Genomic DNA, 22,733 nt, shown 5'->3' on the forward strand with positions numbered 1-22,733 from the left:
TTACATGGCTGCCAAGGCGCTGTCCTTCGACGTCGGTGATTACGTTGTATACCCCAAGCACGGCGTCGGCCGTGTGGTTGAACTTCTGAAGCAGGAAATCGCCGGCATGCAGCTGGAGCTCTATGTGCTCCGGTTCGAAAAGGAGCGCATGACGCTCCGTGTGCCGACCAACAAGGCCGAGAGCGTCGGCATGCGCAAGCTTTCGTCGGACAAGACGATGAAGGAAGCGATGGAGACGCTGAAGGGCAAGCCCAAGGTCAAGCGCACCATGTGGTCGCGCCGCGCGCAGGAATATGAAGCGAAGATCAATTCGGGCGACCTGGTGTCGATCGCCGAAGTGGTCCGCGACCTGTTCCGCGCCGACGACCAGCCCGAGCAGAGCTATTCCGAACGCCAGATCTTCGAAGCGGCCGCCAGCCGCCTCGCCCGCGAACTGGGCGCGATGGAAGAGACCGACGAGAAGGGCGCGCTGGAGAAGATCCTCGAGATCCTGCGCAAGGCCGCGGCGATCTGGAACAAGGACAAGGTCCCAGCCTGACCTATTTACTCACTAACACGACAAAGGGGCGGTCCTGCAGGGCCGCCCCTTTTCGTTTACAAGCCTAGTCGATATCGGTTTACATCCGTAATCGCCAAGCGTATTGCCTCACCATTACACCGATGGGAGAGAGTCGATGCGCCTGATACCCCTGCTTGGATTGTCGTTAATCGCGACCGCGGCGATCGCGTCGGACACCTATGATCGCGATCGTGGCCCCGGCCTCCCTGGCGAACGCCAAGGCGACGCCACCGCCTATCGCGTCGCCGATTTCGACAAGGTCGGGTTCGGCCTCGCCGGCGAGATCGAAGTGCGCGTCGGCCCCACCTGGTCGGTGCGCGCCACGGGGCCAGCCGCCGCGTTCGCCAATTTGCGCGTCGCGCGCGAGAACGGATCGCTGCAGATCGGGCGGCGCTACCAGGGTCGGGACGACGAGCGCGAGAGCGAGCGTGACCTCGAACGCCAAATCCACTTCGTCGTGACCCTTCCCCGGCTGTCCGGCGTCGCGCTGAGCGGCGCTGGCCGGATGACGGTCGATCGCGTGCAAGGCGGCACGTTCGACGCCGCGCTCGGCGGATCGGGCAGCATGACGTTGGGGGGCCTGCAGGTCGATCGTGCGGAGATTGCGCTGGGCGGATCGGGCAACATCACCGCGGCAGGGTCGGCGAACAGCCTGAAGATCAGCATGGGCGGGTCGGGCAACGTGCAGGCCGCCGGGTTGCGCGCGGCCAGCGCGAATATCTCGTCCGCGGGATCGGGCGACATCCGCGCGACGGTCAACGGCCCGGCGCACGTCTCGGTCGTGGGCAGCGGGACGGTCGATCTGGGCGGCGGTGCGCAGTGTAACGTGACTCGGATGGGCAAGGCACAGGTACGCTGCGGGTCGTGAATCGCGCCGGGTGGTCCTGAGGGGCCGCCCCCATTTGCATCCAAATTGCCCCCGCTGCGAAACGTAGCGGGGAATGCAACGTTATGTCAGTCCGGCGTCTGGCATTGGATGATTGTTGCGACCTGGACTAAACGGCGTTGCCAAAGCCGATCTGGTGTATTATCGTAGCAATACACAACGGAGATTTCCCATGCGCACCCTCGCCTTGCTCGCTCTCGCCCCGCTTGCCGCCTGTTCGGGCAGCGGCGACGCGAAGACGGCTGCCGCCAGCGGCGTCAACGGTAGCAAGACGTTCGCGATCAGCGGGTTCAGCGCGGTCGATTCGACCGGGCCGGACGATGTCGACGTCCGCGTCGGGTCGGGCTTCTCGATCCGCGCCGAGGGCGATACCGGGATCATGCAGCGGCTGGAGATCGTCAAGAACGGCGACACGCTGGAAATCCGCCGCAAATCGAATTCCGGATTCAGCTGGGGCAGCAGCGAGCGCGGCCACTTGAAGATCTACGTCACGATGCCGCGCATCACCGCCGCCAGCACGACCGGGTCGGGCGACATGGCGATCGATCATGTCGAAGGCGACACGTTCAAGGTCGATGCCACCGGGTCGGGCGACCTGGCGATCGCGTCGATGAACGTCCAGCGCGCGGACTTCTCGCTGACCGGATCGGGCAGTGTCAGCACTAGCGGCAGCGCGAAGACGGGCAGCTTCTCGATCCAGGGATCGGGCGATATCGACGCGCCGAAGCTGACGCTGACCCAGGCCGAGGTCAGCGTCATGGGATCGGGCGGCGTGACGGCGGCGGTCAACGGCCCGGCCAAGGTCGATGTGATGGGATCGGGCGACGTGACGCTGACCGGCGGCGCCAAGTGCACCAGCAGCAAGATGGGATCGGGCGATATCACCTGTAGCTGAGGCGGACGCCAACCGCGGATAGCGCTTGCACGCCCCGCCCCGGCGGTGCGATGCTCGGGCCATGATCCGCTACATCTCCGCTCTCGCGCTGAGCGCACTGGCGCTCCCCGCCAGCGCCGCCGATCGCACCTTCACGATCACCAGCTTCGACCGTATCCGCGTCGAAGGGCCGTTCGACGTGCGGCTGACCGTCGGCAACGCCGGCGCGTCGGCCAAGGCGAGCGGCGACGCCGAGGTGATCGGAAACCTGGACATCGACGTGCAGGGCACGACCCTGGTCATCCGCAAAGGAACCGGCGGCTGGGGCGAACGCGGCAAGATCGGCGGCCCTGCTCCGGTCATTACCTTGGTCACGTCGAACCTGCGGACCGCAGCGGTGGTCGGCGGCGGCAAGCTGGTCGCGACCGGCAAGCTGCGCAGCCAGAAACTCGATTTCCAGATCAACGGCGCCGGATCGATCGACGCGCAGGGAGTCGATAGCGACGAACTGTCGGTCACGATCATCGGCACCGGCACCGTCGCGCTGGCGGGCAGGAGCGGCCGCGCGCGGATGCTGACCAACGGGCCGGGAACGATCATGGCGATCCCGCTGGTCGTCAGCGACTTGGTCGTACGGTTGGACGGGCCGGGCGAGACGCAGGCCACCGCGCGCTTCACCGCCGACCTGACGTCGACCGGGCTCGGCCGGATCGTCGTCACCGGCGGCGCGAAGTGCACGACGAACGCGCAGGCCGGCGGCCCGATTCTGTGCGGGCCGGACGCTACGCCCTAGATCAGCGCCAAATCCGCCAGCCGTCCGACCAGATCGGGCGGCAGCGCGCCGACGCCTTCGCTGCCCGCGCCGAGATCGACCGGGGCATCGGCACCCTCTAGATACCGCCAGCCTTGATGCGCGCGCTTGGGCCGCGCCTGGACCAGCACGAGCCGCGGATCGAGCCGGATCGACACGCGCCCGCCCTCCAGCTCGCCGAATCCGACGATCGGCGACCGTGCGACGAGTTGGTGCTTGAGGATCCAGTAGAGCGACCCCTGCCCCGCAATCTCCTCCGACCGCTTGGGCAAGTACCGCGTGCCGAGTTCGTACGGCGGCTCGCCCTCGCGCGCCGCCCACCGCGCGACGAACTGATCGAGGCTCGCGACCCCGAACGCAACCTTGGTGAGATGAAGCGGCATCGCGCCGATGTGGGTCAGCTACCCAATCCCCACAAGGTGGCGAGGCCGAGGAACGAGAAGAACCCCATGATGTCGGTCATCGTCGTCACGAACACCGCCGACGACACCGCCGGGTCGATATTCGCCTTGTCCAGCGCGACCGGCGTCAGCACGCCGATCAGCCCGGCGACGATGCTGTTGAACAGCATCGAGGCCGCGAACACGATCGACAGCCGCGGATCACCGAGCAGCAACCAGCTGCCGAGCCCCCCGCTGATCCCGAGCGCGAGCCCGTTGCACAAGGCAATGCGGAATTCGCGCATCAGCATCCAGAACGTGTTCGAACTGGTCAGCTGATTGGTCGCGATCGCGCGCACCACTACCGCCAGCGTCTGCGTCCCCGCATTGCCGCCCAGCGCCGACACGATCGGCATCAGCGCCGCCAGGATGGCGTACCGCCCGATCTCGCCCTGAAACAGCCCGACGATCGACGCCGACAGCATCGTGCCGCCAAGGTTGATGACCAGCCACATCACGCGCGTGCGCACGGTCAGCCCGATCGGCTCGTTGATGTCGCCGTCGCCCGCGCCCGACAGCCGGGTGATGTCCTCGCCCGCTTCCTGCTGGATGATGTGGACGATGTCGTCGACCGTGATCATCCCGACCAGCCGCCCCGCGGCATCGACTACGGCGGCGGAGATCAGCGCATATTTCTGGAAGCGCAGCGCGACTTCTTCCTGGTCCATGTCGACCGGGATCAACGTCTGTTCGCGCTTCATCACGTCGGCCATCGCGACGTTGCGCGGGGTGCGCAGGATCCACGACAGCGCGCAGGTGCCGACCGGCTTGTGGCCGGGATCGACGACGAAGATTTCCCAGAAGTCTGTGGTCAGTTCGTCATGGCCGCGCAGATAGTCGATCGCGTCGCCGACGGTCCAATGTTCGGGCACCGCGACCAGGTCGCGCTGCATCAAGCGGCCGGCGGATTCTTCCGGGTAAGAGAGCGCCTCCTCGATCGCGGCGCGATCGTCGGGCTCCATCGCTTTCAGGACCTCTTGCTGGTCCTCCGGCTCCATGTCCTCGATGATCGCGACGGCGTCGTCGGTCTCGAGTTCGGCGGCGATGTCGGCGACCTGTTGCGGCTCGAGCGCGTCGATCAGGTCCTCGCGGACATAATCGTTCATCTCGGCGAACACGTCGGCGTCGAGCAGATCGGTCAGCGCCTGCGCGAGCGGCCCGCGATCTTCGTGCGGGGTCAGCTCGAACAGATCGGCGATGTCGGCGGGGTGAAGCGGCTCGACCAGCGCACGCGCCGCGTCGGGATCGTTCGCCTCCACCGCGTCGAGCACGGCGGACACGAATTCAGGTTTCAGCCGGTCGTCCTCGTCCAGCTGATCCGCGACGTTATCGAGTTCGGTAGCACCGTCCACGGGCGCCAGATCGGTCTCGCTCATCGTCAGACCTTGGTTCGGGCGTCGGGATATCCATATCGGCGGCCGTTAGCCCCATTTTCCGCGGTTTGCCAGCACCGAACGAGGCCGCTACGGGCCACTCAACGCATTTATTTCACGGAGCAAGAAACATGGCCGACTCTCCCGAGAAACTGACTCTGACGCTCGACGGCGGCGACGTCGTGATCGCGCTGCGCCCCGACCTCGCGCCGCAGCACGTCGCGCAAATCGCCGAACTGGCGAATGAAGGCTTTTACGACGGCGTCCCGTTCCACCGCGTGATCCCCGGCTTCATGGCGCAGGGCGGCGACGGCGGGAATCACAACGGCACCGGCGGGTCGAGCAAGCCCAACATCCCGCAGGAATTCAGCAACGAGCCGCACGTCCGCGGCACCGCGTCGATGGCGCGGACCAACGATCCGAATTCGGCGAACAGCCAGTTCTTCATCTGCTTCGACGATGCGCGCTTCCTCGACGGTCAGTACACTGTCTGGGGTCAGGTCGAATCGGGCATGGAGCTGATCGACGCACTGCCCAAGGGCGAGCCACCGCGCGAGCCGGGCAAGATCGTCAAGGCACGCGCCGAGTAAGCGCGTTTCCGGACACAAAAAGGGCCGCGTCGGGATGCCGACGCAGCCCTTTTCGTTTGGAGGAAAGGCTCAGCTCGCCTTCATGTTCGACGACACGTTGCCGAAGGTCGTTTTCAACTTGTTGCCCAGGCCCTGCATCGCGGCGATCGCAGCGACGGCGATCAGTGCGGCGATCAGGCCGTATTCGATCGCGGTCGCGGCGCGCGTTTCGCGCAAACGCTTGAAAAGATTGATCATAATGGTCCCCCAATCCCAAAGTATTCGACTTTAGTAGTAGGAAGACGCTTAATATCCGGTTAAAAGGTCAAAACTTATGCCTTAACTTCGATCAGTGTTTCCACGAGCCAGTCGTGAAACAATTTAACCGGTTTTTGCTGCATCGCGCGGGGACGGCAGACAAACCAATAGCTGTACGGGCTATCTACTTTGATATCGAACAGTTTTACTAGTCGCGGATCGTGCGCTTCGTCGAAATGACTTGCGTGCATGAAGGCGACACCAAGTCCCTGCGCCGCCGCTTCGAGCATCAACGCGCCCGAATCGAAATGATCGATCGCCAGCGGTTCGATCTCGTCGAGCCCGGCCGCGTGGCGCCACGCGCTGAACGTGTCGGGCATGTCGCGGTGGATCAGTGCGGTGAGGCCGCTCATCTGGTCGGGGTTGGTGATCGGATCCGGCCCGTCGAGCAGCGACCGCGCACCGATCGCATAGACCTGATTGCGGTCGAGCCGTTTGGCATACAGGCTGGGATCGGGCTCCCGCGCCAGCGCGATCGCGACGTCGAGCCCGTCGCCGACCCGCGCCATGTTGTGTCCCGCCGTATCGATATCGAGGTGAAGCTGCGGGTGTTTGGCGCGCAACTCGGCGAGATGCGGGAAAATGCGCTGCGACGCGAATAGCGGCAGGACGCCGAGCCGCAACCGCATGACTTCGGTGCCACTCGTCATGAACTCGACCGCGTCGGTCAGCCGATCGAGCACCGGCGCGATCTGTTGCAGTAACCGCTCGCCGTCCTCGTTCAGCGCAACCGCTTGGTGCCGCCGTTCGAACAATGGCTTGCCGAGAAATGCCTCGAGCGCCTGGATTCGCCGGCTGAGCGCGGGGGCGGACAAAGAAAGTTCCTGCGCAGCCGCCTTGACCGACCCGGTGCGGGCGACCTGAACGAACGCTTCGATCGCGGTCAATGGCGGCAGCCGGCGCATCCACTTTCCCTTACGTCATCCTCACGGTTGTGCGTTGCGGCACATTCCGGTCTTGGCATCGCTACCATTTGTCCTCGTAGGAAATCCAGTCTGCGATTGCGTTTCATGCATGCAACCGGTTTCATTTCGCAATTGCACAAATTCATGCTGCGCTGCACATAGAGCAGGCCTTTCAGGCATCCTCTCCTAAAAACTTATTCCGGCCGGGCCCTTGGGTCCGGCCTTTTTTGTCCGCGATTCGCGCGCGGCGACAATCCGCCCCCTCGCACATCGGGAACCGCGTCGCTATCTGGTTCGCTCCCATTTCGGCAGTGAACGGGTTTTTGGATGGCTGACGGCGACGATACTCCCCAACGCAAATTGCAGGTCGCCAATGCGCGGCCCGAGGATAGCGGCCGCGGTCTGGCGCACGTTCCCCGCAACTTGATGGCGGCGCTCGGCATCGGCGAAGGCGACGTGATCGAGGTCGTCGGCAAAACCACCACGCCGGCGCGCGCCGTCGCACCTTATCCCGAAGACGAAGGCCTCGAATTGATCCGCATCGACGGGCTCCAGCGTGCCAATGCCGGGGTCGGGTCGGGCGATTTCGTCGAGGTGCGCAAGGCCGAGGTCAAGGCGGCGACGCGCGTCGTGTTCGCACCCGCCCAACAGAATTTGCGTCTGCAGGGGTCGACCGGCGCACTCCATCGCACGTTTATCGGCCGCCCGGTCTGTCAGGGCGATGTCGTCGCCACCGCCGGCCAGCAGCGCGTCGATCCCGAGGGCATGCCGCCCAACGTCGCGCAATATCTCCGCGCGCCGGCCTATGCGCTGCAGGAAATCCGGCTCGCGGTGATTTCGACGGTGCCGAAGGGCATCGTCCAGATCGACGCCAATACCGAGATCGAGCTGCGCCCCGAATATGAGGAGCCGAAGGACGCGCGCCGCGCCGACGTCACCTACGACGATATCGGCGGCATGGCGTCGACGATCGACCAGTTGCGCGAGATGGTCGAGCTCCCGCTGCGCTATCCCGAACTGTTCCAGCGACTCGGCGTCGATCCGCCCAAGGGCGTCCTGCTCCATGGCCCGCCCGGCACCGGCAAGACGCGCCTCGCCCGCGCGGTCGCCAACGAATCGGACGCCCAATTCTTCCTGATCAACGGGCCGGAAATCATGGGCTCGGCCTATGGCGAGTCCGAAGGCAAGCTGCGTCAGGTGTTCGAGGAGGCGGCGAAGAATGCGCCGTCGATCGTCTTCATCGACGAGATCGATTCGATCGCCCCCAAGCGCGGCCAGGTGACCGGCGAGGCGGAAAAGCGGCTCGTCGCGCAGTTGCTGACGCTAATGGACGGGCTGGAAGCACGCGCGAACCTGGTGGTGATCGCGGCCACGAACCGCCCCGAGGCGATCGACGAGGCGTTGCGGCGGCCCGGCCGGTTCGACCGCGAGATCGTCGTCGGCGTTCCCGACGAGCGCGGGCGGCGCGAGATCCTGGGCATCCATACGCGTGGCATGCCGCTCGGCGACCGCGTCGATCTCGATGAACTCGCGCGCACGACGTACGGCTTCGTCGGCGCCGACCTTGCCGCTTTGGCGCGCGAGGCCGCGATCGAGGCGGTGCGGCGGATCATGCCGAAGCTCAACCTGCAGGAACGGACGATTCCGCCCGAAGTGCTCGATACGCTGGCGGTGACGCGCGAGGACTTCCTCGACGCGTTGAAGCGCGTCCAGCCGAGCGCGATGCGCGAAGTGATGGTCGAGGCCCCGCGCGTCCGCTGGGACGATGTCGGCGGGCTCGACGACGCGCAGATGCGGCTGAAGGAAGGCGTCGAGCTACCGCTCAAGGACCCCGACGCGTTCCGCAGGCTCGGCATCCGGCCGGCCAAGGGCTTCCTGCTCTACGGCCCGCCCGGCACCGGCAAGACGCTGCTGGCGAAGGCCGTCGCGCGCGAGGCGGAGGCGAACTTTATCTCGACCAAATCGTCCGACCTGCTGAGCAAATGGTATGGCGAGAGCGAGCAGCAGATCGCCAAGCTGTTCGCCCGCGCGCGTCAGGTCGCGCCGTGCGTGATCTTCATCGACGAACTCGACAGCCTGGTTCCCGCGCGCGGCGGCGGGATGGGCGAGCCGCAGGTGACCGAACGCGTGGTCAACACGATCCTGGCCGAGATGGACGGGCTGGAGGAACTCCAGTCGGTCGTCGTGATCGGCGCGACCAATCGCCCCAATCTGGTCGATCCCGCCTTGCTGCGGCCCGGCCGGTTCGACGAACTGATCTATGTCGGCGTCCCCGACCAGAACGGGCGTCGTCGGATCCTGTCGATCCAGACCGCGAAGATGCCGCTGGCCGACGATGTCGATCTCGACTCGCTGGCGGCGCGGACCGAGCGCTTCACCGGTGCCGACCTCGAGGATCTCACGCGCCGCGCCGGCCTGATCGCGCTGCGCCGGAATATCGACGCCAAGACGGTGACGATGGCCAATTTCGAGGAAGGCCTGGCCGATTCGCGCGCGTCGGTCACCGCCGAAATGGAGCGCGACTACGAACAGATCGCCGCGACGATCAAGCAGGATGCCGCCGCGCTCCAGCCGATCGGCTTCATCGCGCCGGGCCAGTTGCGCCCCCATGGCCCCAAAGGAACCGACTAAAGTTCTGGTCAGCGGCGGGATAGGGTGGCAGTAGCCGCCGGATGACCGCCGCTACCGAAGCGCGAAGGCCGACGATCAGCCTCGTTATCCCCGCTTACAACGAGGAAGCCTATCTGCCCGCGTGCCTCGACGCGGTGATGGCCAACGTCGCCGACCAGGCGATGGAGATCGTCGTCGTCGACAACAACAGCACCGACGGCACCAAGGCGGTGGTCGAACGCTACCCGGGCGTGAAATATGCGTTCGAGCCCGAAAAGGGCATCACGCGCGCGCGTCAGCGCGGCTTCACGTCGTCGACCGGCGATATCCTGGCCTATGTCGATGCCGATACGCATCCGCCGGCGGGCTGGATCGACCAGATCTGGGAGCAGTTCGGCAGGAATCCCGACCTGGCGTGCCTGTCCGGTCCCTACAGCTTCTACGACCTGAGCGGCATCCGCAACGCGATCTCGACCGGCTGGTTCGTCGCCGCCCGGCCGCTCTACGGCATCACCGGCCACATGATGGTCGGCGGCAATTTCGCGATCCGCCGCGACGTGCTGGAGAAGATGGGCGGGTTCGACGAGAAGATCGAATTCTACGGCGAGGATGTCGATATCGGCAAACGCGCGAAGAAGTTCGGCAAGGTGTTGTTCTGCCCGCATTTCGTGATGCCGACATCGGGCCGGCGGATGAAGAAGCAGGGCTTCGTCAAAATGGCGAGCATCTACTTCATCAACTATTTCTCGATCCTGTTCAGCGGCAAACCGGCGACCAAGGGGTACAAGGACATACGGTAGATATCCTTCCTCGCTACGGACGGGCTTTTGCGCCAAGGGCGCGTCCATGCTCCGTCGCATCAATCCCGGCATCCTCTACGGCGTTACCGCATACGCGATCTGGGGGTTGCTCCCGGCCTTCCTGAAGCTGCTCAAGCCGATGCCCGCGCCGGACATCCTGGCATGGCGGATCCTCGGGTCGCTCGTCTTGCTGATCGCGTTGGCGGCCGCGTTGCGGCACGGGGCAACGCTGCGCAAGATCGTCGCGACGCCCCGTCTGGTCGGCGCGCTGACCGCCTCGTCGATCCTCATCGCGATCAACTGGCTGGTCTATATCTTCGCGGTCAATGGCGGGCATGTCGCGCAGGCGAGCCTGGGCTATTTCATCAATCCGCTGGTCAACATCCTGCTCGGCACGCTGATCCTGCGCGAGAAACTGGGCAAGGTGGAGGGCGTCGCGGTCGCGCTGGCGACGAGCGGGGTCGCGTTCCTTGCCTGGCATCAGGGCGGCGTGCCGGTGATCCCGCTGACGCTGGCTTTCTCGTTCGGCACCTATGGCCTGATCCGCAAGGTGATCCCGGTCGAGGCGATCGACGGGCTGCTGATCGAAACCGCGATCCTGTCACCGATATCGCTGCTGTGGCTGGTGTTCGCCGGTAGCTCGCTGGCGGCCGGGCCATCGCCGCTGCTGATCCCCGCCGCCGGTATCCTGACCGCGATCCCGCTGATCCTGTTCGCGGCGGCCGCCAAGCGCGTGCGTTATAGCGATCTGGGGCTGATCCAGTATCTGGCGCCCACCCTCCAGCTTATCCTGGCCGTGGCGCTGTACGGCGAGCCGATCAGCCACGGGCAATGGGCGGCGTTCGGGATGATCTGGCTGGCGCTGGCGATCTACGCGGCGGGTGCGACGCTGACCGCGCGCCGCGAGGGCGTCGTCACGCCGGAGTAAAGCGCGTGGGCCGGAGCGCGACCGCGCAATAACCGACCAGGACCAGGCAGGCGGCTCCCGCGGTCAGATAGGGCAGCGAATGCTGTGCCTCGTACAGTCCGACACCGATCGACGGGCCGAGCACGAAGCTCGCGCCGTTGACGCTCGTCACCTTGCCCGCGACCGATCCTTGCGCGTCGGGACCGACCGCGAGGCTTGACCCGGCGGTAAAGGCGGGCCGCGCGAAGCCGAACCCGATACTCGCCAGCGCATAGGCCGTCGCGATGCCGTAGAGCGACGTAGCAAGTCCGGTCAGCGCGCATCCGACGGCACCGATCACCAGACCCACCAGCATCATCGCGCGCGGCTGCAGATTGAGCAGCGGGATCAGCCCCCATTGCACCAGCAGCGCCGCGCCCGCGCCCATCATCAGCACGATGCCGGTGGGCTGCAGCGCTTCGGTCGGCGGCAGCGCGAGCCGGTCGATCACCAGGAAGCCGATCGCCTGACCAGTCATCGCCTGGGCATGGCCGAACACCAGGCCGGCAATCATCCAGGCGCGGACGCGCGGATCGAACATCGCGACCCTTTCGCTTTTCGACGCGGTCGCCGCGGTGATGCTGGCACCCGAGGATTGCCCGCCGATCGACGGATAGGCATTGGCCGCGCCGTGGCTGCCGGGCTCCTCCAGTGCCGCCTCGGTCCGGTCGTCGGGTAGCATCCGCCGTACGGTCACGAACATCGCCACGCCGAACAGCGCGAACAGGAATGCCGGGCCCGACAGCCCGATCGTCACCGACCCCACGTTGCCCATCAACAGATACGGCGCGATCGCCGGACCCAGGATCGTGCCGAGCCCGAATGCCGAGCCGAGCAACGTCAGCGCCTTGGTCCGTTGCTCGCGCGTCGTACGACCGGCGACGATCGCCTGCACCGCCGGCGGCGCGGCCGCACCCAGGCTGCCGTAGATTAGCCGTCCGACGATGAAGAGCAGAAACGCCGCCGTCCCGCCGATCCAGCCGTTGATTCCCGCCAGCAGAAACACGCCGCACAGGGTCAGCGACACGGCGAATCCGCCCACCCCCAACAGGATCATCGCGCGCCGCCCCTGCCGGTCCGATCGATTGGCCCAGAACGGCGCGGCGAGCACCCACAGCAACGCCGACACCGAAAACGCCGCCGCCACGGCATTGTCGCGGACATGGAGCGAGCGTCCGATCGCGGGGAGCACCGATTGCAACGCGGTGTTGCCCGCCGCGATCGTCAGCATGACGGTGAACAGCAACGCGAAGTCGCGGTCGAAGCGCGTGCTCACGCTTTCCGCCAATCGTAGCTGCGGGCGATTTCGGCGACGTGCAGCGAATAGGATTCGTACCACACGCCCCGCCCGCGCTCGCGGATAGCGGCATGGTCCGCATTCTTGCGCCACGCCACCGCGGCAGCTTCGTCGGCCCAGTAACTGACGGTGATGCCGAGCCCGTCGACGCCGCGCGCGCTGTCGATTCCGCGATATCCGGGCTGCGTTTCGGCGAGCGCGCCCATCGCCGCTGCCGCTACGGCATAGCCGTCCGAATCGGCGCCGGTGACCGTGGAGACGAAGATCACCGCGATTTCACCGGCCGGGCGTTGGGTCATGTCGAGTGGCGATGGACCCGGTTTCGCCTCGGTGCAACCCGGCATGGAGCCTAAAAGCTTGATCGAACGTTCCGGCTTTGCGAGAGGGACTATTGGTTGCGCCTCGATTGCGCCGAAAAAAGCTAAGGAAGATCATGGCTCAGCCCCGCATTGCCCTAGACCATGAGGAGACGCGCGCGCGCAAACTCCCCAGCCCCTGGGCGATGTTCCTCGGCGGATTCGTCAAGCGGCCGCGCATGGTCGGCTCGGTGATCGCGTCGACCAAGACGCTGCAGAACACGATGCTGAAGCGCGTCGATTGGGCGAACACCAAGTTGTTCGTCGAATACGGCCCCGGCGTCGGCACCTATACGCAGAACATCCTCGATCGCCTGCCGCCCGACGGCACCTATATCGCGATCGATACCAACCCCGATTTCATCGACTATCTCGGCATCAAATATACCGACTCGCGGTTCGTGCCGGTGCTCGGCTCGGCCGAGGACGTCGAAAAGATCGTCGCCGATCATGGCTTCGAGAAGGCCGATTACGTGCTGTCCGGCCTGCCATTCTCGACGCTTCCCAAGGGCGTGGCGCCGGCGATCGCCGCCGCCACGCACCGCGTGCTCAAGCCGGGCGGCGCGTTCCTGGTCTATCAATTCCGCCCCAAGGTGCGCGACTTTCTGACGCCCTATTGGGACAATATCGATTATTCCATCGAATGGATCGCGATCCCGCCCAGCCACAATTTCTGGGCGTGGAAGGGCGAGGACGACGCTAACGCCGCTTGAGCTTTTCGCGGCCGAAATTGAGCCGCCGCGTCACGTTATAGTCCAGCACCGTCATCACGAAGAACGCCGCGGCCTGCTTGACCCGCATCCATAGGCTCGTGCGCGCCTTGTAGATGGCGGGCGTGATCCGTTCGGAATTGGCGACTTCGCCGTCGATATAGGCCCGGACGTGCGCGGCGAACGCCTGATCCTCGATCCGCAGCATCAGCTCGAGGTTCAGGAACAGGCTCCTGATGTCGTAATTGGCCGACCCGATATAGACGATGTCGTCGACCAGGAAGAGCTTCGTGTGCAGCTTGGTCGGCTGATATTCGTAGATTTCGACGCCCTTCCGCAGCAATCCGGCATAGGTGAAGCGGGACGCCCAGATCGCGGCGCCATGGTCGTTCTTCGACGCCAGCACGATCCGCATCCGCCCGCGCTCGCCGATCCGGTCGAGCCGGCGCAGCATGCCGGGGCTCGGCGCGAAATAGGCGCTGATCAGGTCGGCGCGCTTGGCTTTTTTGAGATCCTTGCGGATCGCGCGCGCCCAGGGCGACGGCTTGCGCGTCGGCCCGCCGAACAGCCAGCGCCGCGTCCCGTCGGGCTCGCTCCATTTGGACAGCAATGCACGCAGCGAGCGGAGCGGCGGATGTTCCTGTTGCGCCCATCGATCGAGCGCGTCGAAATAGCCGGTCAGATGCGCCGCCGCGGGCCCCTCGACATAGAAGCCCAGATCACGCCACGCCTGATCCTCTGCCGTGCCGAAATACGAATCCTGGATGTTGAACCCGCCGATGATCACGCGGATCTCGTCGGCCAGCGCCAGCTTCTGGTGATTGCGCAGCAAATAACGCCGCCCCCAGCGCGGGACAAAGCGACACATCTCCACGCCCGCTTCCTTGAGCGGATCGAAGAATCGGTGGTTCTGGGCATGCTCGCTGCCTAAGCCATCGACGATCAGCTTGACCGCGACGCCGCGCCGCGCCGCCGCGATCAACGCCGCACGGACCTTCGCCCCGGCATCGTCGTCGACATAGATGTAATAGAGGATGCGCAGCGACGTCTGCGCGCCCGCGATCAGGTCGAGCAAGGCGGTCAGCCGCTCCGGTCCCTCGGTGATCAGCCTGAGCGTATCGTCGCCAATGGTGAAGCTGGGCTCGCTCGGCATCGCCCCTCTATCGCGGGGGCCGCGCGGCGGGGCAAGCGGCGCGATTTTCTTGACTCATCGACACCCGTTGCCGTAGGGCGCGCGACTTCCCATATTCCGGTTTTTGCGAAGGAAAGCGTTTCATGGCGCGCGTCACCGTCGAAGATTGCGTCGACAAGGTTTCCAACCGTTTCGATCTGGTGCTGTTCGCGGCCCAGCGCGCCCGCCAGATTTCGGGCGGCGCCGACCTGACGATCGATCGCGACCGCGATAAAAACCCGGTCGTCGCGCTGCGCGAGATCGCCGAGGAAACGGTGCGTCCGGATCACCTGCAGGAAGCCGTGGTGATGTCGATGCAGAAGGTGCAGATCGACGACGACGACACGCCGGACGAAGTCGGCTCGCTGTCGCAGTCGGCCGAGGCGCTCCGCCTGACCGCCGCGGCGCCGCCGCGGAATCAGAATTTGGGCGGGGATTACGACGGTTGAGGCCCTGGATTAGCGTTCGCTAATCCAGGATACAGCCGGAACCTCGGCCGGCGGCGCGAAAGCGCCGTCCGACGACGCGGCTTTGCCGCGTCGCACCTCACTTACCGATCGTAATAATCGCGCCACGCCGGCCGCGACACGCGGTTCCTGATCCCGAACGACCACAGCACCAGGATCAGCCCGACCGCCGCGAGCGCGCCCAGCGCGCCCATCGGCGCGGCGCGGTCGGCATAGCCCTGAAACGCGAATCCCAACGCGACGCCGATCATCACGACATAGACGACGCACGCCGCCAGCACGCGCTTGCGCTCGGGCGGATAGCGCGCCTCGAACGGCGCGACGATCGCCAGGCACCCGGCGGCGATCGCGGTGCAGATGACGGTTTCCACGCTGACGTCGGGCAGGAACCAGAACAGGGCAGCAATCAGCACAGTCACCAATGCGAGCAACGCTGCCGTCAATCGCACTCGCCGCATAAAAACTCCCCGAACGCCCACCAACCGCGGATGCGGCGCGGACGACATAACGCGTTCAACCGCCTGCGTCCTGACCTAAAATGACGAATATTGCCTTACGCGGTTTCCGCCGATCTGCAAAAGGGCCGATCAGGCCTGATCGGACGACCTGCCCTTAAAACCCTGCGCCACGACGAACCACTCGACCGATCCCTTGCGGCTGGCCGGCGGCTTGGCATGCTTCACGGTCGCGAAATTGCGCTTCATTTCCGCGACGAGCGCCGAATCGGCGCCACCGGCGAACACCTTCGACACGAAGGTCCCGCCCGGCTGCAGCACGTCGATCGCGAATGCCAGCGCGGTCTCGACCAGCGCCATCGTGCGCAGCGCATCGGTCTGCGGGTGGCCGACCGTGTTCGCCGCCATGTCCGACATGACGAGGTCGGGCGCGCCGCCGAGTTCCTCGATCAGCCGATCGGGCGCGGCGTCGTCCATGAAATCCATCAACAGGATCGTGACGCCGTCGATCGGATCGACCGGCAGCAGGTCGATCCCGACGACCGCCGCCTTGGGCGCCGCCTTGCGCACGACTTGCGCCCAGCCACCGGGCGCGAGGCCGAGGTCGACCACGCGCTTGACGCCCTTCAGGAACGCGAACTTCTCGTCGAGTTCGAGCAATTTATAGGCCGCGCGGCTGCGATACCCTTCCGCCTTCGCCCGCTTGACGTACGGGTCGTTGAGCTGGCGTTCGAGCCAGCGCGTCGACTGCGCCGTCCGCTTGCGCGCGGTCTTGACCCGCGTACGGCCGCTCCCCGTCCCTCTCACGGCCGGTTCGCCCCCATCAGGCGGCGCAAGATGCCCTCGCGAATGCCGCGATCGGCGACGCCGAGCCGCTCGGCCGGCCACACGTCCATGATCGATTCGAGGATCGCGCAGCCGGCGACGACCAGATCGGCGCGCTCGGTACCGATGCACGGGAAACGCGAGCGTTCGGCGATCGACATGCCCGACAGATCGCTGCTGATCCGCCGCATCGATTGCGCCGGGACGATCAGGCCGTCGACTTGCGCGCGGTCGTAATGATCGAGTTCGAGATAGACGCTGGCGAGCGTCGTCACCGTGCCGCTGGTCCCGAGCAGGCGCGGCGCGACCGGCGATGCGGGCAGGCGCGCGGCGAATTCGGCGAAGCTATCGGTCGCGAGCTGCCGCATCCGCGCATAGGCCGCCAGCCGCGCGCTCGCGTCGGTCGCGCCGCTATCCCCGGCATGCTCGGTCAGCGACACCACGCCCCACGGCGCCGAATGCCAGTCGAGCACGTGCGGCTCCGGCCCGCTCGCGTCGATCAGCACCAATTCGGTCGATCCGCCGCCGATATCGAAAATCAGGGCCGGCCCATCCCCCGGCTCCATCAGCGCGTGGCAGCCGAGCACCGCCAGCCGCGCCTCTTCCTCAGCTGAAATGATGTCGAGCCTGATACCGGTCTCCGCATAGGCGCGCTCGATGAACGCCGGGCCGTTTTCCGCGCGACGGCACGCCTCGGTGGCGACCGAGCGCGCGACGAGCACGTTGCGGCGGCGCAACTTGTCCGCGCACACGCGCAGCGCGGCGATGGTGCGGTCGATCGCCGCATCGGACAGCCTGCCGCTCGACGCCAGCCCCTCGCCGAGCCGGACGATCCGCGAAAACGCATCGACCACGGCAAAGCCGTTGCCCTGCGGCCGCGCGATCAGCAGGCGGCAATTGTTGGTGCCGAGGTCGAGCGCGGCATAATGCGGCGCGTCGTGCCAGCGTTTCCTGGCCTGGTGTACCGGACGGGCAGTCGCCGGGCCCGGGGGCCGGGGCGGATGCCGGTGCGGCATCGTCGCGGGATGATCTCCCATGCCGTCGCTCTTTATGTTCTTGCGGTCCGGCCCATAGCCCTCCGCTGCTTGGCGACCGAACTAGCGCAATCCGCCGGACGCGACAAGGAGCGCCCCTTGACCCATGGGACACCCTGGCTTAGGGCGCGGCCCGAGATTGCCCGATCCTCTAATGGTAAGAGAGCGGACTCTGACTCCGTCAATCAAGGTTCGAGTCCTTGTCGGGCATCCAGCTTACAGACCGCTCAAGCGAAGATTTCGCTGAGCGTGTCGGTGATCGGCCCCTCCTTCCATTCGCGCAGTTCGACGTAGAGCGCGGTCGGGATGGCCGACGAAAACACCGTCACCAACGTCGTGGCCACGACGTCCACCGCGAACGCCAGCCATTCGCGTGCCGCCGGCGTCATACCGTCCATCCCGACGATCGCCGTCGATCCGACGCCGGATAGCAACCCCGTGCCGATCGTCACCGCCCACACGATCAGCATCAGCGCGAAGATGATCCCACGCGCACCCTTGGTCAGGTCGCCGCTGCGGCTCATCGAAGCGATCACGCCGCGCCGCTCGACGACGGTCACCGGGACCGCCACCGTGTACATCAGGTAGAAGATGATGCCCGGCACGACCAGCAACAGCAGGCCGACGCACAAGCCGATACTGACCAATATCCCGATGCCCAGCATCGGCAAGATGCGGGAGAATCCGCTCGCGACGCACTGGCCAAAGCTCGCATGGTCGCCCTCCATTTCGGCCATCGTCGCGCGGACCAGCCCGCCCTGTACGACCAGCGCGAGCACGATGCCGACGAACGCCGCCGAGAGGACCGCGGCGACAATCGTCGCTGTGTTCAGCGGTCCGATCCGATCGGAGCGAACGAGAACGCGCTGAAGATAGGTGAATCCAGCCTGGGGCAGCGCCCCGAACAACAGGGCGATACTGAGCGTAACGCCGGGGTTGCCGGTGATCGCGCCAAACGCCCGCGACAGGATGCGTCCGATCGACACCCTGCCCGTGGACAGATCGTATACTGCCGCCATAACCCCCTCTATTCCCGCCGATAAGCTGCCGTCCCGACCTAGGCCTGTCCAGCATAACTTTAGCGGTTGCGCGCCCTTCGGCATCGGGTAAGCATTCTTGCCGTGTCGGGGGCGGAACAGGTAAGCAGGCATGGCGAGGCCGCCGCGTCGATGTCGCAGCGGTTCGCCGACGCGCATCGGGCGTTGCGCGAGGATCCGACGATCCAGTTCGGCATGGGCCGCGCCGTCCCGCCCAAGCCGCCCGAACTGCCGGGCTGGCTGAAATGGCTGCTCGAACATCTGAAGCCGGTCGGGCGGTTCTTCGAGTGGGTCACCAGCCTGATGCCCGCGGCCCCGCTCGCGCAATTCCTGCTGTGGACGGTGATCGGGCTGCTCGCGCTGACCTTGGTATGGATGATCGTCACCCGCATCCGGTCGGGCGAGTGGCGCATGCCGTTGCAGCGCAAGCGCGCGCGCCAGGTCGCGGTCGATGTGGCGGTCGAAGAGGAATGGGCGCCCGATTTCGCGCCGGCGCGCGCTTGGCTCGATGAAGCCGACGCGCTCGCCGCGCGCGGGCTGTATGCCGAGGCTGTACGGCACCTGCTGTTCCGATCGGTCGAGGACATCAAGACAAAGCGTCCGCAATTGGTGCGGCCCTCGCTGACCAGCCGCGAACTGGCGGCGGCGACCGGCATCCCGGCCGTCGCACGCGAACTGTTCGCGCGGATCGCGGGTTACGTCGAACACAGCCTGTTCGGCGGCCGTCCGGTCGTCGTCGACGACTGGCAGAAGGCGCGCGCGGCCTATGCCGATTTCGCGTTGCCGGGGCAGTGGCGCGGATGAGCGACGTCGCCATCTCGCGCAGCGGCGCCGAGGCGCCGGGGCTGTTCAGCCTTCGCATGATCATCATCCTGGTCGCGGTCGGGGTCGCCGCGTTCGCGGCGATGGTGATCGGCGCGGCCTATGCGCCGGGCAGCACGCCGAAGGGCGGCGGCGCGGCGCACGCGGTGTCCAATTCGGCGGTCGGCTATAGCGGGATCATCCAGCTGGCGCAGGCGAGCGGATACAATGTCCGCGTTGTCCGCGACCAGGATCAGCTCGACAGCCGCGGGCTGACGATCCTGACGCCGCAGACCGCCGACACGCCGATGGGCGATCTGATCACGCGCCGTAGCCGGCTGCCGACGCTGATCGTGCTGCCCAAATGGCAGACGGTCGAGGACAAGTCTCATCCGGGCTGGGTCAAACATCTCGGCCTGTTGCCGCCCGGCGAGCCGTACGGCGTGCTGGCGCCGGACTATAAGTTGACGGTCACGCGGACGAAGAGCGGCGGCGCGCCGCTGACCACGACGGGTTGGCTTGCGGACAGCGCGATCCGGATCGCCGCGCCGCGTCCGCTCCAGACGATCAGCGGCGCGAACCTGCGGCCGCTTCTGACCGACGAGGCGGGACGGATCGTACTCGGCCAGATCGGTGACGGGCCGCTTTATGTGCTCGCAGATGGCGACCTGCTCGCGAACGTCGGCATGCGCAACGCAGCGAATGCATCCGCGGCGCTCGACCTGCTCGATCAGCTCAACGTCGCGAGCGAGCCGATGTCCTTCGACGTCACCCTCGTCGGCCTGGGCCGATCGCCCAACGCCCTGCGGCTGGCGTTCGACCCGCCCTTCCTGGCGATGACGCTGACGCTGGTGGCGGCGATGCTGCTCGCCGGGTGGCAGGCGTTTGTGCGTTTCGGCCCACCGGTGCGGCGCGAGCGCGCGATCGCGTTCGGCAAGGCGGCGTTGGTCGATAATTCGGCGGCGCTGATCCGCAAGGCGCGGCGTCAGGCGCGGCTCGGCGGGCGGTACGTCGAAGTGATCCGCGACCGCGCGGTGATCGCGTTCGGCGTGCCCAGCAAGCTGCGCGACAAGGGCGTCGACGATTATCTCGACAAGATGGGCGGGAGGGCGAAGTTCAGCGACCTCGCCGCCGCCGCCGACGCGGCATCCGACCGGGCCGGCCTGGTCGCCGCCGCGCAGGCATTACACGATTGGCAGAAGGAGAAGGGCAAGTGACGGTCGAAGAGGTCCGCAATCTGGCTCAGGTGATCCGGGAGGAAGTCGGCAAGGCGGTCGTGGGGCAGGAGGCGACGGTCGAACTGATGCTGGTCGCGCTGTTCGCCGGCGGCCATATCCTGCTCGAAGGCCCGCCGGGTACCGCGAAGACGTTGCTCGCCAACAGCTTCGCGCAGGCGATCGGGCTGAAGTTCGGGCGCATCCAGTTCACGCCGGACCTGATGCCGGGCGACATCATCGGCGCGAACCTGTTCAACTTCCAGACCAGCCAGTTCACGCTGACCCGCGGCCCGATCTTCACCGACCTGCTGCTCGCCGACGAAATCAACCGCACGCCGCCCAAGACGCAGGCCGCGTTGCTCGAAGCGATGCAGGAGCGGACCGTGACGATCGACGGCGAGAGCCTGTCGCTCGGCGACCGCTTCATGGTGGTGGCGACGCAGAACCCGATCGAGCAGCAGGGCGTCTATCCGCTGCCCGAAGCGCAGCTCGACCGCTTCCTGTTCAAGCAGACCGTCGATTATCCCTCGGCCGCCGAGGAACGGAAGATCATCGCCACGCACGGCGCGCGCGCGACCGCGATGGAACCCGAAGGCTGGGGCGTCACCGCCCGCACCGACGCGGCGCAGATCGGTGCCGCGATCGAGGCGGTGTCGGGCGTCCGACTCGTCGACGAAGTGATCGACTATATTGCTAGCCTCATCCGCGGCACCCGCGGCGTCGCCGACCTGGAAAGCGGTGCATCCCCGCGCGCCGGCGCGATGTTGGCAGGTGCGGCGCGCGCGCGTGCGGCGATCGACGGGCGCGATTTCGTGATCCCCGACGACGTCAAGCAACTCGCGCCCGCGTTGCTCCGCCACCGCCTGATCCTGTCGCCCGCCGCGGAAATCGACGGGCGCGTGGTCGAGGACGTCGTGACCGGGATCATCGAGCAGATCGAAGCGCCGCGTTGATCTACCCGACGCGCCTCGCCGTCTTTGCCGCCGCGGCCGGCGCGCCCGTCGCGCTGGTGGTGGCGATGCAGATGGCGGATCGTTGGTATTACGCGCTCGCCTGGCCCGCCTTGGTGCTGCTCGCGACATTGATCGACGTCGTGTTGGCGATGAGTGCGCGCGACATGCAGGCGGTGCTGACGCTGCCCCGCGCCGCGAGCGTCGGCGAAAGCGTCGAGGCGCTGGTCAGCGTGACCGCGACCGCGAGGGGCGCGCCACGCCGCGCCGAAGTGGCGATCGCGAGCGACGCGTTGGTCGAGATCGAGGATGACGGACGCGCGACGGTCGATCTGAGCGGTGGGCGCGGCGCGGTCGCGCTGCCGGTCGAAACGCGGCGGCGCGGTACCGCGCGGTTCGCGCGATTGTGGGTGCGCTGGCGCGGGCCGATCGGGCTGATCTGGAAGGGCAAGCGCATCGACAGCGACGCCAGCCTCGCCATCCTGCCCGACATTCGCCCGGTTCACGAAAAGGGCGCGCGAATCTTCCAGCGCCACGCGCTGCAGGGACTGATGACGCAACTCGACCGTGGCGACGGCACCGATTTCGATGCGCTGGTCGAATATCGATCGGGCATGGATCGCCGTGCGATCGACTGGAAGCAATCGGCCCGACACCTCAAACTCCACGCCAAGGAATACAAGACCGAACGCAACAACCAGATCGTCTTCGCGGTCGATTCGGGGCGGCAGATGTCGGAGCCAGTGGCGGGCGTGCCGCGGATCGACCGCGCGGTCGGCGCGATGCTGCTGACGGGGTGGGTCGCATTGAAGCTCGGCGATCGCGTCGCGCTCCACTCGTTCGATTCGCGGCCGCGCATCGCCAGCGGGCTGATCTCCGGCGCGGGGGCGTTTCCCGAGCTGCAGCGGCTCGCCGCCAAAATCGATTATTCGGGCGACGAGACCAACTACACCTATGCGCTGACGACGCTCGCGTCGCGGCTGACGCGGCGGTCGATGATCGTGATGTTCACCGAATTCACCGACCTGACCAGCGCCGATTTCATGATCCGCGCGACCGCGAAGCTGGCGGAAAAGCATCTGCTGATGGTCGTCGTGCTGCGTGACGAGGAACTCGAAGCGATCGTCGATAAGGCGCCGCGCACCCCGGACGACATCACGCGGGCGGTGACCGCCGCCGCGTTGCTCAAGGACCGATTGCTCGCGCTGACCCGGCTTCGCCACCTCGGCGCGCACGTCATCGAGAGCGAATATGATCGCGTCGGCGACCGGCTGGTCCAGGGTTATGTCGATCTGAAGCGGAGGAACCTGCTGTGACCGCTG

Annotated in this window: 25 protein-coding genes and 1 tRNA gene; 15 read left to right on the forward strand and 11 right to left on the reverse strand. The window is 66.3% G+C overall.

Going from position 1 to position 22,733, the window contains the following annotated elements:
- The first annotated feature begins 4 nt into the window (after nt 1-4).
- From FPZ24_RS14600 to FPZ24_RS14615, 4 genes are all read left to right on the forward strand, one after another.
- Entirely contained in the window at nt 5-538 is a 534-nt protein-coding gene (locus tag FPZ24_RS14600; RefSeq protein WP_146573182.1) for a CarD family transcriptional regulator, read from the forward strand.
- Between the two features lie 136 nt (nt 539-674).
- Nucleotides 675-1,427 (forward strand): head GIN domain-containing protein, encoded by a 753-nt coding sequence (locus tag FPZ24_RS14605; RefSeq protein WP_146573184.1) that lies wholly within the window; start codon nt 675-677, stop codon nt 1,425-1,427.
- 190 nt (nt 1,428-1,617) lie between these two features.
- Nucleotides 1,618-2,340, forward strand: coding sequence for a head GIN domain-containing protein (locus FPZ24_RS14610; protein WP_146573186.1), 723 nt, complete (start codon nt 1,618-1,620; stop codon nt 2,338-2,340).
- A gap of 61 nt (nt 2,341-2,401) precedes the next feature.
- Nucleotides 2,402-3,112 carry a GIN domain-containing protein gene (locus tag FPZ24_RS14615; protein WP_146573188.1) on the forward strand — a complete coding sequence of 237 codons (711 nt, stop codon included), beginning with the start codon at nt 2,402-2,404 and terminating at the stop codon, nt 3,110-3,112.
- Here FPZ24_RS14615 and FPZ24_RS14620 read toward each other — a convergent pair.
- Nucleotides 3,109-3,513, reverse strand: coding sequence for a DUF1489 family protein (locus FPZ24_RS14620; RefSeq protein WP_146573190.1), 405 nt, complete (start codon nt 3,511-3,513; stop codon nt 3,109-3,111). The two genes, FPZ24_RS14615 and FPZ24_RS14620, sit on opposite strands and share 4 nt — an antisense overlap.
- 14 nt (nt 3,514-3,527) lie before the next feature.
- Nucleotides 3,528-4,946: a magnesium transporter gene (mgtE, locus tag FPZ24_RS14625; RefSeq protein WP_146573192.1), complete on the reverse strand. Its 1,419-nt coding sequence runs from the start codon at nt 4,944-4,946 to the stop codon at nt 3,528-3,530.
- A 128-nt stretch (nt 4,947-5,074) separates the two neighbouring features.
- On the opposite strand from mgtE, the gene FPZ24_RS14630 reads away from it, so the two are divergent.
- Complete coding sequence (locus FPZ24_RS14630) at nt 5,075-5,533, forward strand: peptidylprolyl isomerase (RefSeq protein WP_146573194.1); 459 nt, start codon at nt 5,075-5,077, stop codon at nt 5,531-5,533.
- A 69-nt stretch (nt 5,534-5,602) separates the two neighbouring features.
- On the opposite strand, the gene FPZ24_RS14635 is transcribed toward FPZ24_RS14630, so the two are convergent.
- Together FPZ24_RS14635 and FPZ24_RS14640 are read right to left on the reverse strand one after the other, a co-directional pair.
- Complete coding sequence (locus FPZ24_RS14635; RefSeq protein WP_146573196.1) at nt 5,603-5,770, reverse strand: Flp family type IVb pilin; 168 nt, start codon at nt 5,768-5,770, stop codon at nt 5,603-5,605.
- A gap of 74 nt (nt 5,771-5,844) precedes the next feature.
- Nucleotides 5,845-6,735, reverse strand: a complete 891-nt coding sequence (locus tag FPZ24_RS14640; RefSeq protein ID WP_146573198.1) for a LysR substrate-binding domain-containing protein — start codon at nt 6,733-6,735, stop codon at nt 5,845-5,847.
- Between the two features lie 327 nt (nt 6,736-7,062).
- Between FPZ24_RS14640 and FPZ24_RS14645 the strand changes: the two genes are divergently transcribed.
- Genes FPZ24_RS14645 through rarD form a run of 3 tightly spaced genes read left to right on the forward strand, consistent with a single transcriptional unit; the run spans nt 7,063 to nt 11,073 of the window.
- A complete protein-coding gene (locus FPZ24_RS14645; protein ID WP_146573200.1) occupies nt 7,063-9,366 on the forward strand; it encodes a CDC48 family AAA ATPase in 2,304 nt (767 codons plus the stop codon).
- Between the two features lie 41 nt (nt 9,367-9,407).
- Nucleotides 9,408-10,145, forward strand: a complete 738-nt coding sequence (locus FPZ24_RS14650; RefSeq protein WP_146573202.1) for a glycosyltransferase family 2 protein — start codon at nt 9,408-9,410, stop codon at nt 10,143-10,145.
- A 46-nt stretch (nt 10,146-10,191) separates the two neighbouring features.
- Entirely contained in the window at nt 10,192-11,073 is an 882-nt protein-coding gene (gene rarD / locus FPZ24_RS14655) for an EamA family transporter RarD (protein ID WP_146573204.1), read from the forward strand.
- Here rarD and FPZ24_RS14660 read toward each other — a convergent pair.
- Nucleotides 11,060-12,322, reverse strand: a complete 1,263-nt coding sequence (locus FPZ24_RS14660; protein ID WP_146574586.1) for an MFS transporter — start codon at nt 12,320-12,322, stop codon at nt 11,060-11,062. The two genes, rarD and FPZ24_RS14660, sit on opposite strands and share 14 nt — an antisense overlap.
- 41 nt (nt 12,323-12,363) lie before the next feature.
- Nucleotides 12,364-12,687, reverse strand: a complete 324-nt coding sequence (locus FPZ24_RS14665) for an antibiotic biosynthesis monooxygenase family protein (protein WP_146573206.1) — start codon at nt 12,685-12,687, stop codon at nt 12,364-12,366.
- Nucleotides 12,688-12,821: 134 nt separating this feature from the next.
- Between FPZ24_RS14665 and FPZ24_RS14670 the strand changes: the two genes are divergently transcribed.
- On the forward strand, nt 12,822-13,457 hold the full coding sequence (locus tag FPZ24_RS14670; protein WP_146573208.1) for a class I SAM-dependent methyltransferase: 636 nt from the start codon (nt 12,822-12,824) through the stop codon (nt 13,455-13,457).
- Here FPZ24_RS14670 and FPZ24_RS14675 read toward each other — a convergent pair.
- Entirely contained in the window at nt 13,444-14,607 is a 1,164-nt protein-coding gene (locus FPZ24_RS14675; RefSeq protein ID WP_146573210.1) for a phospholipase D-like domain-containing protein, read from the reverse strand. The two genes, FPZ24_RS14670 and FPZ24_RS14675, sit on opposite strands and share 14 nt — an antisense overlap.
- A gap of 122 nt (nt 14,608-14,729) precedes the next feature.
- On the opposite strand from FPZ24_RS14675, the gene rpoZ reads away from it, so the two are divergent.
- Nucleotides 14,730-15,074, forward strand: a complete 345-nt coding sequence (gene rpoZ / locus FPZ24_RS14680) for a DNA-directed RNA polymerase subunit omega (RefSeq protein WP_146573212.1) — start codon at nt 14,730-14,732, stop codon at nt 15,072-15,074.
- A gap of 101 nt (nt 15,075-15,175) precedes the next feature.
- Here rpoZ and FPZ24_RS14685 read toward each other — a convergent pair whose 3' ends face one another.
- The 3 genes from FPZ24_RS14685 to FPZ24_RS14695 all read right to left on the reverse strand — a co-directional run bounded on the left by FPZ24_RS14685 (nt 15,176) and on the right by FPZ24_RS14695 (nt 17,409).
- Nucleotides 15,176-15,550 (reverse strand): hypothetical protein, encoded by a 375-nt coding sequence (locus tag FPZ24_RS14685; RefSeq protein WP_146573214.1) that lies wholly within the window; start codon nt 15,548-15,550, stop codon nt 15,176-15,178.
- Between the two features lie 129 nt (nt 15,551-15,679).
- Nucleotides 15,680-16,354: an RlmE family RNA methyltransferase gene (locus FPZ24_RS14690; protein WP_146573216.1), complete on the reverse strand. Its 675-nt coding sequence runs from the start codon at nt 16,352-16,354 to the stop codon at nt 15,680-15,682.
- Nucleotides 16,351-17,409 (reverse strand): Ppx/GppA phosphatase family protein, encoded by a 1,059-nt coding sequence (locus FPZ24_RS14695; protein ID WP_186728892.1) that lies wholly within the window; start codon nt 17,407-17,409, stop codon nt 16,351-16,353. The genes FPZ24_RS14690 and FPZ24_RS14695 overlap by 4 nt, the downstream gene beginning before the upstream one ends.
- Nucleotides 17,410-17,546: 137 nt before the next feature.
- Between FPZ24_RS14695 and FPZ24_RS14700 the strand changes: the two genes are divergently transcribed.
- A tRNA-Gln gene (locus FPZ24_RS14700) sits at nt 17,547-17,620 on the forward strand.
- A gap of 13 nt (nt 17,621-17,633) precedes the next feature.
- On the opposite strand, the gene FPZ24_RS14705 is transcribed toward FPZ24_RS14700, so the two are convergent.
- Entirely contained in the window at nt 17,634-18,425 is a 792-nt protein-coding gene (locus tag FPZ24_RS14705; protein WP_146573218.1) for a hypothetical protein, read from the reverse strand.
- A 150-nt stretch (nt 18,426-18,575) separates the two neighbouring features.
- Between FPZ24_RS14705 and FPZ24_RS14710 the strand changes: the two genes are divergently transcribed.
- The 4 genes from FPZ24_RS14710 to FPZ24_RS14725 are packed head-to-tail and all read left to right on the forward strand — an operon-like array spanning nt 18,576 to nt 22,727.
- Nucleotides 18,576-19,247, forward strand: coding sequence for a DUF4129 domain-containing protein (locus FPZ24_RS14710; protein ID WP_146573220.1), 672 nt, complete (start codon nt 18,576-18,578; stop codon nt 19,245-19,247).
- Nucleotides 19,244-20,461, forward strand: a complete 1,218-nt coding sequence (locus tag FPZ24_RS14715; protein WP_146573223.1) for a DUF4350 domain-containing protein — start codon at nt 19,244-19,246, stop codon at nt 20,459-20,461. The genes FPZ24_RS14710 and FPZ24_RS14715 overlap by 4 nt, the downstream gene beginning before the upstream one ends.
- Nucleotides 20,458-21,414, forward strand: coding sequence for an AAA family ATPase (locus FPZ24_RS14720; protein WP_146573226.1), 957 nt, complete (start codon nt 20,458-20,460; stop codon nt 21,412-21,414). Before FPZ24_RS14715 ends, FPZ24_RS14720 begins: the two co-directional genes overlap by 4 nt.
- A complete protein-coding gene (locus tag FPZ24_RS14725; protein WP_146573227.1) occupies nt 21,411-22,727 on the forward strand; it encodes a DUF58 domain-containing protein in 1,317 nt (438 codons plus the stop codon). Before FPZ24_RS14720 ends, FPZ24_RS14725 begins: the two co-directional genes overlap by 4 nt.
- The last annotated feature ends 6 nt before the right edge of the window (nt 22,728-22,733 follow it).

This window comes from Sphingomonas panacisoli (assembly GCF_007859635.1).
Lineage (GTDB): Bacteria > Pseudomonadota > Alphaproteobacteria > Sphingomonadales > Sphingomonadaceae > Sphingomonas > Sphingomonas panacisoli.